Source organism: Streptomyces sp. NPDC003247 (assembly GCF_042888135.1).
Taxonomy (GTDB): domain Bacteria; phylum Actinomycetota; class Actinomycetes; order Streptomycetales; family Streptomycetaceae; genus Streptomyces.
In genome coordinates this window covers 373,734-382,086 of the sequence record NZ_JBIAPF010000010.1, presented here as the reverse complement: position 1 = coordinate 382,086, position 8,353 = coordinate 373,734, and the positions used below count along the sequence as shown (strand labels likewise).

Genomic DNA, 8,353 nt, shown 5'->3' with positions numbered 1-8,353 from the left:
CCCGCGGAGCGGGCTATGCCCCGGCAAGCCGGGGCATAGAGTACGAATTGCGCAAGCGCAATTCGAATTCCCCCGCAAGCGGGGGAATGGAATTCCGCAAGCGGAATTCTAAAAGAGCATCAATTCGCGCAAGCGCGAATTGCGGGCCACCCGCGCTTGCGCGGGTGGCCAAGGCTGGCCGCAGGGGGAGGTGCACCATGCTCGCGCCTGTGTAGGGTATGGGATTACCAACTATCACCTTTACAATGGAGATGACGGGCCGTCGGTCTGGCTGGGTTGCCGGCTGCACCGCAGTGAGGGGCTCCGCTGCGCTCCACCCGGGACCCTCCCCAGCCTCGAACCTGGCCTGGCGCGTTCACTGATACTCTGTCAGAATATACAACAACCCCACCGCATTTGGAGCGAGATTCAGTGTGTATCGCCCTGGGGTGGGATATGACCCGTGGGTGATGCATCAGGGATGCTTGGCTGTGTAGAGTTTGGGTCCAGACACTACATCCCCGCCACCTTCACCGCGCCAGACTTTCGTTTCAGATTGCGCGCCATATTCCGCGAAAGGGAGAACACGGGAATGGCCGTGAAACTGCGTGACCACCAGATCGAGGCCGTTGCCGCCATTGTGCGTGGTCTCGATATCCCGCCGGGCGGCATTCCTTTCAGCGGTCTGCGCGGGCAGGTGCACGCTGCGTGTGGGACGGGAAAGACCATCATCGCGGCGGCATCGGCGAAACGCCTTGTCCCCAAGGGCCGCATTCTCGTGCTGGTGCCGACGCTGGACCTTCTGACCCAGACCGTCCAGGCGTGGCGCGCGGCCGGGCATACGGGGCCGGCGGTTGCGGTGTGCTCGCTGCAGGGCGACCCGGAGCTGTGGAACCTCAAGGTGCGTTCCACCACGAGCCCCGTGCAGCTGGCTCTGTGGCACGGTTGCGGGCCTGTGGCCGTCTTCGGGACGTACGCCAGCCTCGGTGTTCTGGCGGAGGCTTTCGAGGGCGTCTACGGGCAGCAGTTGGCGCCGATGGACCTCACGGTGGTCGATGAGGCGCACAGGACTTCGGGTTCGATGGGGAAGGCGTGGGCCGACGTCCACGACCAGAGCGTCATCCCGTCGCGCCGTCGGCTGTATCTGACGGCGACGCCGCGGATCTGGGAGGAGCGGCTGGACCGGGAGGTCGCGGAGGGGGTGCGGGACCCGCTGCCGCGGGAGATGGCGGCTTCCATGGACGACGAGAAGGTCTTCGGGCCCGTCCTGTACAAGCTGTCGCTGGCGTCGGCGGTGTCGCGGGGCCTGCTGGCGCGGTACCAGATCATCGTCCTGGAGCTGAAGGACCCGGTCGTCACCCCGGAGCGGCTGATGGGCGAGGACCGGCACACCGAGGAAGTCCGCGGGCAGCGCCTCGGGGCGCTCCAGGCCGCGCTCCTGCACACCATGGCGCAGCACGACCTGTCGACGTGCATCACCTTCCACCACCGGACGATGGAGGCACAGGCGTTCGCGGAGGGCCTTCAGCGTGTTGCGGCCAAGCTGCACGCCGACCAGCCCAGGGCATACCCGAAGCGGATCTGGGCGGACTGGCTGTGCGGCGACCACGTGCCCGGGCACCGGCGGGAAGTCCTGGGCTCGTTCGGCACCACGGCGCAGCGTGCTGTCCTGTCGAACTGTCGTGTGCTCGGGGAGGGCGTCGACATCAGAAGTGTGGACAGTGTCGCCCTGCTGGACCCCAAGGGGGCGCCGCACGACATCGTCCAGGCCGTCGGCCGTGCTTTGCGTCAAAGGCCCGGGCAAGGGAAACTCGCCTCTTTGATCGTTCCGGTGTTTCTCCAGTCCGGGGAAGAGCCTGAGGACATGTTCACCTCGGGGTCGTATCGGCCTTTGGTGAAGGTTCTTGAGGGTCTTCGGGCTCACGATGAAGAGGCCGTGGAACTGCTCGCGATTCCGCAGGAGCCGCGGAAAGATGTCGCGCAGCCTTCTGTGAGCATTGGCGCGGCGCCGGAGGAAGGCGGGGAAGAATCCCGCCTGCTGCTCCGTTTTGCGGTTCCGCGTGACCCGGTGATGGTCGCGGACTGGGTGAGCTTCAACGTGATCGACACGGAGCGTCAGGACTGGGCGCGCGGTTGGGCGAAGCTGAAGGTGTTCACGGAGCGTGAGCATCATGCCAGGGTTCCGTACGGGCACAGGGAGGGAGCGACTCCTCTCGGGCAGTGGGTGGCGGAGCAGCGGCGGGCCTACGCGGCTGGGGAGATGAGCGGGCGGCGCGCGCAGCGGCTGGAGCGCCTCGGCATGGTCTGGTCGGTCGCCGATGAGCGGTTCCAGGGGAATCTGGAGGCCGCGAAGGCGTACTACGAGGAGCATTGGACACTGTGCGCTCCCCGGAGCGCCACGGCGCTGGATCGGCCGGTCGGGCAGTGGCTGTCCAACCTTCGCCGCCCTGGTGCACTGGAGGGCCGTCCCGAGTGGAGGACCGCCTTGGAGGGCGTCGACGAGGACTGGAACCCGTCGTGGTCGGCCGAGTGGCAACGGCATTACGCTGCCTTGCGCGAGCTGGTGCGTGGCGAAGAAGGCCAGACGGGCGTCCTGCCCGGGGTCACCGTGCACGGCATGGATATCGGCAAATGGCTGGCCCGGCAACGTCAGCCCGAGGTCTGGGCGGCTCTGGCGGACGGGCAGCGGGAGCGTTTGGAGCAGTTCGGCATCACACTGCTGGCCCCGGAGCCGGAGGAGTCCGCGAGGCCGTCCGCGGCGCCTCTGAGCGCCTTTGAGCGGGGCGTCGCGGCTCTCGCGCAGTACAAGGCCCGCGAGGGTTCTGTGAGAGTTCCCAGAGGGCATGTAGAGACGGTTGTGGTCGGGGGCCGGGAGCACTCTGTGAAGCTGGGGGTCTTCCTGTCGAACATGAAGTCGAGGCGGGCCAGGCTCGCCGCCGACAGGCTCCGGGTGCTGGCCGCACTCGGACTCGAATGGGCAGCATCCTGATGCTGTTGGGCGGGCCTCAGGTGCGTTGTGTGCCCGGGGTCATTCGCTGTCCCGGGCGTGCATCGCACTGGAGTGTGTGTAGGCACTGGGATCTTGGGCTGCTGCCCTTTTGGGGGTATGTGGCGGGCGGATTCAGCCGAGTGGGTGAGGGTTGCGGGCTGTGTGCTGGTCCCGGGCGTCCTGCTGTGCCTTCGTGTCCGGAGGCCGTCGACGAGAACGGCGGCGGCGAGACGGGCATGGATCCGGTTCTGGCGATGTCCCTTCTCCCGGGCGTCCGCCGGGCGGGCGGGCCGTTCCTGGGCAGGCAGGCAGTGTTGATGTTGTAGGTGGTGCTGTTCCGGGCTGTGCCGGGGTGGATGTCACGGGCCATGGCGGCTGCGGTGCCGGCCGCCGGGTGGGATGTTGTCCGCCGGGGGCGCGGTGTGCGGGGCGTTCCGGCTGGGACGGCCATCGTCGGTGTGTGCTTCGGTGACCGGCGGGTGGCTGAGGCTGCCTTCGGCGCTCTGCTGGGGCGGCCGGGTGCCGGACCGGGTACGGATGCTGTCCTCGTGGGCTGGAGCGCTCGCAGCGCGTCGCCGGGCGCCGTGCTGGGGGTGCGTGGGGTCCGCGCTGCGTTCGGCCTGCTGTCCCGGGCCAGCGGTCGTGTTTTCGGCTTCTTTTGGTGGTGTGTCTGCTGGCGGTCCCGGCCGGAGGCTTGCAGTTCCTTGTGCATGCTGTGCTTCACCGGAGCCGCGCGAGGGTGGTGTCGATGTTGCTGGGGTGGTGGTGGATTCCGGCCTGGTGCAGGGTGTGCTGGCCGGCGGTCGGCTCCCGGGGCCTGGCGGTGGTGTGGGGGGCGGGTGGGTGGGCGGGCTGTCTGTTGTGTCTCGGCTGCGGAGTCGGCCGCCGCGGTGGGCGACTCGGGTGTGGGCTGCGGTGCAGGCGGTGGTGAGGGCCGCCTTGCCGGCCGCGTTCAGCTCGGCGGGTGCTGGGTGGGGGCCGGCCGGCAGATGGACGCGGGCCTGGTGTTGTAGGTCCAGGGTCTGGTGGGTGCGGCCGGTGCGGGGTGGTGGCCGTGCGGGGCACGGCGGTGAGCACCGTCACGTCACCGCAGCGGGTGGCGGCTGTGCCGGTCAGGGTCGTGTGCACGCTGGTGGCCTTGGTGCGGTTCTGCTTGACCGCCGGCTGGGAAGCCGGCGCTCCCATCCCTGTGGACTGGGCGGCGTCGGCCGGGTCGCGTTCGGTGCTGTGTGCGGCGGCGTCCAGGAGCGGCGGCAGCATGCGGCCGAGCGCGTGGTCGTCGGCTGCGAACAGCCGTCGCGCCGCGGCGTTGTCGTCGGCGGACGACCGCGGCGGCGGGGCCCTACACCGCCGTCGGTACTGCGTGCGCCCCGGTGCACAGGGCGGCTCCCGTCGCGAGGACGTTGCGTCGCTCCGCGCCCGTCTCCTTGTCTCGTCGCCCGGCGTCCGGGCCGGTGCCGCCTCGGCGTTGCGGTCGGCCGGTCCCTGCGGCCCGGGGGCGAGCGGTTCCTGGTGGCTCTTCTCCCGGTGCGGCCGGGCTCCGGCGCTACGTTGGCGTGAGCGCTTCGTTCCGGCATCGCGCGCCACGAAGTCCTGGGCTGCTGGGCGGGGAGGCGGGGTGTGCGGATCGGGCCGGGGGCATCAGACGGTGGCGTGCGGCCGGGGTCGTTCTGCAGGTGCTGTTGTGGGGCGGTCAGCCGGTGGCGGCGCTTTGCTCCGGGCGGCCGGGGGTCTCCGGCGGGTGCTGGATCAGGATCTGCTCCAGCATCTCGTAGGATCTGTCGGCCCGCTGGCTGTGCGGGCTGTCGAAGGTGCCCTGCTCGGCGGTCATCCGCGTCCGGCCGGTGTCCGGCGGTCATCCGCGTCCGGTCGGCCGGCTGTACCGGGCTCGGCAGGGGCCGGTTCTCGGGTTTTTTCAGCGGCTTCTGCACGGGCGTCACCAACTGGTAGGGCGCCTGTCTGCAGCTGCTGGCGCGGATGCAGCGGTACCTCGTCCCATGACGGGTCGTCCTTCCCTGGGCAGCGGCCGGCCGTGCGTGCGGCGCCGGGCTCGGTGGGTGCTGGCGGCGGCGTGGTCGGCGGCCGTGGGTACCGGGGCGGGGTGGTCGGCGGCCGGTGCCTCGCCGGTGCTTCGCCGGTGCAGGAGCCGGTCCGGGTGTGGGTGGCACGACAGCGGCAGAGGTATGCCGTCGAACGGTGCGCTGTCTCAGCGTGCTTGCCTGGCTTGACCGGCTGGTTCACCTTGCTGGCGAGTGGTGGTGGCGTGCGTGGGCACGGCGCTGAGCAGCAAGCTGTCCGGGCCGGCGCCGTATGCGTGCCGGAGATGCGAGGCAGTTGGCGCGGCGGTGGCATGCGAAGTGGCGGCGGCTCGTGCAGTCGGCGGCATTCAGCGGGAGATGAGGGGCGAGGTCGGTGTCGCCCCCCCTGCCGGCATGGTGCCGGCCCGGCTGGGGGCCGGGCGGGCTGGGGGCCGGGCGGGCTGGGGGCCGGGCCGGGGTCCCGGTCCTGCCCGGTCCTGCCAGGGGCGGCCGGCGAGGGCCGGTGGGGGCCGGGGTGTACGGCTCGGGGTGGCGCGGCGGTGCAGGCGGTGGCGCGGCGGTGCAGGACCGGCAGGTGCGCGCCGATCACGGCGGCGCCCGTTTCGTCGCCGGGGCGGGCAGCCAGGACGTCGGCGGCCAGGCGAGGACGTCACCGGGTATCTCGCCGTCCGCGGGGCCTGGTCGGCGGTGTGCTCGCGGGGGGTGGTCCAGTGCGCGCACCGCCGGGTGGGTGTCCGGCAGGTCCGCGGGCAGTTCCTCGCCTTCCCCGCCTTCCCCGGGTTTCCCGGCTTTCCCGGCTTTCCCGGCCGTCCTGTCGCCGGCCGGGCCGGTGGCGCTGGGCGTGGGCGGGAGCGGGCGGTGGCGGGCGGTGGCGGGGCGGGAGCGGGCGGTGGCGGGCGGTGGCGGGGCGGGAGCGGGCGGTGGCGGGCGGTGGCGGGGCGGGAGCGGGTGAGGGGCTCGGCGAGGGTGTACAGGTGGTCCAGGACGGCCGGCAGGTCACCGCCGGGGCACCGCCGGTGCGCCACACGAAGCTCAGCAGAGCGGACCACGCCCGGCCGGCGGACTCCGCCGTGTCGGCGACATGCGGGCTGGCCGGAGCGGGCAGGGCGCGGCTCAGCGTGAGAGCGGCGAGGACGGCCTCGGCCGGGCCGGCGGAGAGCCGGGCCGGCGGGGAAGACGCCGGGGTGGCGCGCGACGGTCGCTGCGGCGGCGAGGTAGAACGCGCCGGCCTCCGGCCGGACCAGCGCGTCGAGAACCCGGGGGACGGCGGCGGTCCGGGCGGCGGGGCGCCCCCGCCGCCCACGAGGCGCTGCAGCACCGGGGCGTAGCCGTCGGCGGCCGTGTCCGGGGCGGCGGCGGCCGTGAGCGGGCCGGCCGCGGCGGCCGGCTCCAGCAGATCCTCCAGGGCGACGACGGTGTGATGACGCGGCCGGGGGCGGGCGCGCGGCCGGGGGCGGGCGGCGGTCCGCAGGCCGGCCCCGGCCGGCGCAGCGCGGCGGCCGGTAGCGGGGCGAAGCCGGCCGGCAACGGGGCGGGCAGGACCGGCGCCGCCGCACCCGGAGCCAGGAGGCGATCGGCTCGACCCGGCCGCCGGCCTCGTCCACGCCCTGTGCGGCGGGCAGGACCTGGTCGATCTCCTCGGCGGCAGGGACCGGGCCGGGTTCCGCGCGTGCCCGCTGGCCCGGGCAGGAGGACCGCCCGACTCCGGAAGGTGCCCGGCACGAGGGGCGGCCGCCGGGCGCCTTCCGGAGTCGGGCGGCCGGCCGGCAGCCGCACAGTGGTCTCGACTGCCCGGCCCCACCACTGGCCCGCGTCCGTGCCCGCAGCGTCCATGCCCGCAGCGTCGGTGCCCGTGGCGTCGGTGCCCGTGGCGGCTGGGTGGGCGGCCAGGTGGGCGGCGGGCACCCGGCCGTGCAGGTGCTCACCCGCGGCGGCGATCCGCGGCCATGCCCGCATCCGCCCGGCGAGCGGGAGGGCCGGCCACGGCCGGGCGGGAGACCGGCCGCGGCGTCCGCCGCGGCGAGGCCGAGGACCGCGCGGGCCAGGAGCCGGCCCGGATAGGGGACCGGGCCCGGGAAGACCCTGGCGTCCAGGACACGGACCTCGGCCAGGTCGGCGTACGCGGACCAGGACTGCCTGACAGGCGCCCGCGCGGTCCGCAGCAGGGCCGCCAGCGCGCCGCGGACCGCGCGGGCCCTGCAGAACGGCCCGCCGGCGCCGGCGTGGACGGTCACCACCGGCTCCCCCAGCATGCCTGTGATGCCGTGGCCGGGCAGGCGGGTGGCCCACTCCCGTCGGAAGACCTCGGTCAGCTCGGGGAACGGCTCGTGGGGGAACGGCTCGTGGGGGAACGGCTCGTGGCCGGTGCACGCGTGCTGGCGCGCGGTCGCGTGGGCCAGGCAGCCGGCGTGCCCGGGGCCGACGGTGTCCTTCAGCGGCTCCTCGACGACGAGGAGCCGGTCCCCGTCACGCGCGGGCATCGGGAGGCTGCCCGCCCGGCCGGCCACGAGCCGGCGCGACAGGCTCGCCTCCTCGGCCGGCGCCTGGACCGGGGGCCGTGCGGTGACGTGCGGGAGCAGCCGTCGGATACCGGCAGGGATGAAGGCGCCGGCGGCGGTCAGGCGCAGCAGCGCGCCCGGACCGTCGGGGCCGGCGGCGGCAAGCTGGACGGCGTGGGCGGCCGGCCACGGCCGGGCGGTCCGCGGGGACGCGATAGCAAGGTGTTCCTGGCCGACGGGGCGGCCGGGCCAGACGCCGGCCGCCCCGTCGGGCAGGAGCAGGCGCGGGGCGTGCTCGTGAAGGACGTGCAGCCGGGCCGCGGCCGGGCCGGAGCGGAAGAAGAACGCGGTGGTGTGCCGGTCCGCCCAGCCGGCCAGTTCCCGCGCCTCCTGCTCGCCCGGCTCCTGGAGGGCGGCCAGCTCGGCAACCCGCGCGGCACGGCCGGGCAGCGGCACCAGCGATTCCCCGGCAACGTACCGGCAGCTGCCGGTAGAGGGCGGCGGCGCGGGCCGGGACGGCAACGCCGCCGTGCAGGGTGCCCGAGGTCGTGTACACCTCGCCCCGCACGCCCAGGGGCCTCCTCGTCCTGGGCGGTGCCGAGCGGGACGCCCACCGGGTGCTCGGCGGTCCCCGCGGCCCGGGCCCGGTGGCCGCCCGGCCGTTTGCACTGCCCGCGCAGCACCTGCGCCGCCTGGTGCAGGTGCAAGTTGTTTTTCGGTGCGGGCGCTGTTCGTGCCCACGCCGCCGTCGGCAAACGTGCCCGCGGGCGGGACGGCGGGCTGCCGGGGTACGGCGGCGGGTTGTGGGGGCCCGGCGGCGGGTTGTGGGGCCCGGCGGCCGGGGCGCG

The 8,353-nt window shown here is 73.8% G+C and carries 2 protein-coding genes; one reads left to right on the top strand and one right to left on the bottom strand.

Annotation, left to right across the window (positions count from 1 at the left end):
* Positions 1–571: 571 nt before the first annotated feature.
* Positions 572–2,968, top strand: a complete 2,397-nt coding sequence (locus tag ACFYWQ_RS31580; protein WP_389521068.1) for a Helicase associated domain protein — start codon at positions 572–574, stop codon at positions 2,966–2,968.
* Between the two features lie 1,693 nt (positions 2,969–4,661).
* Here the strand turns inward: ACFYWQ_RS31580 and ACFYWQ_RS31575 are convergent.
* Positions 4,662–4,799, bottom strand: coding sequence for a hypothetical protein (locus ACFYWQ_RS31575; protein WP_389521066.1), 138 nt, complete (start codon positions 4,797–4,799; stop codon positions 4,662–4,664).
* Between the last annotated feature and the right edge of the window lie 3,554 nt (positions 4,800–8,353).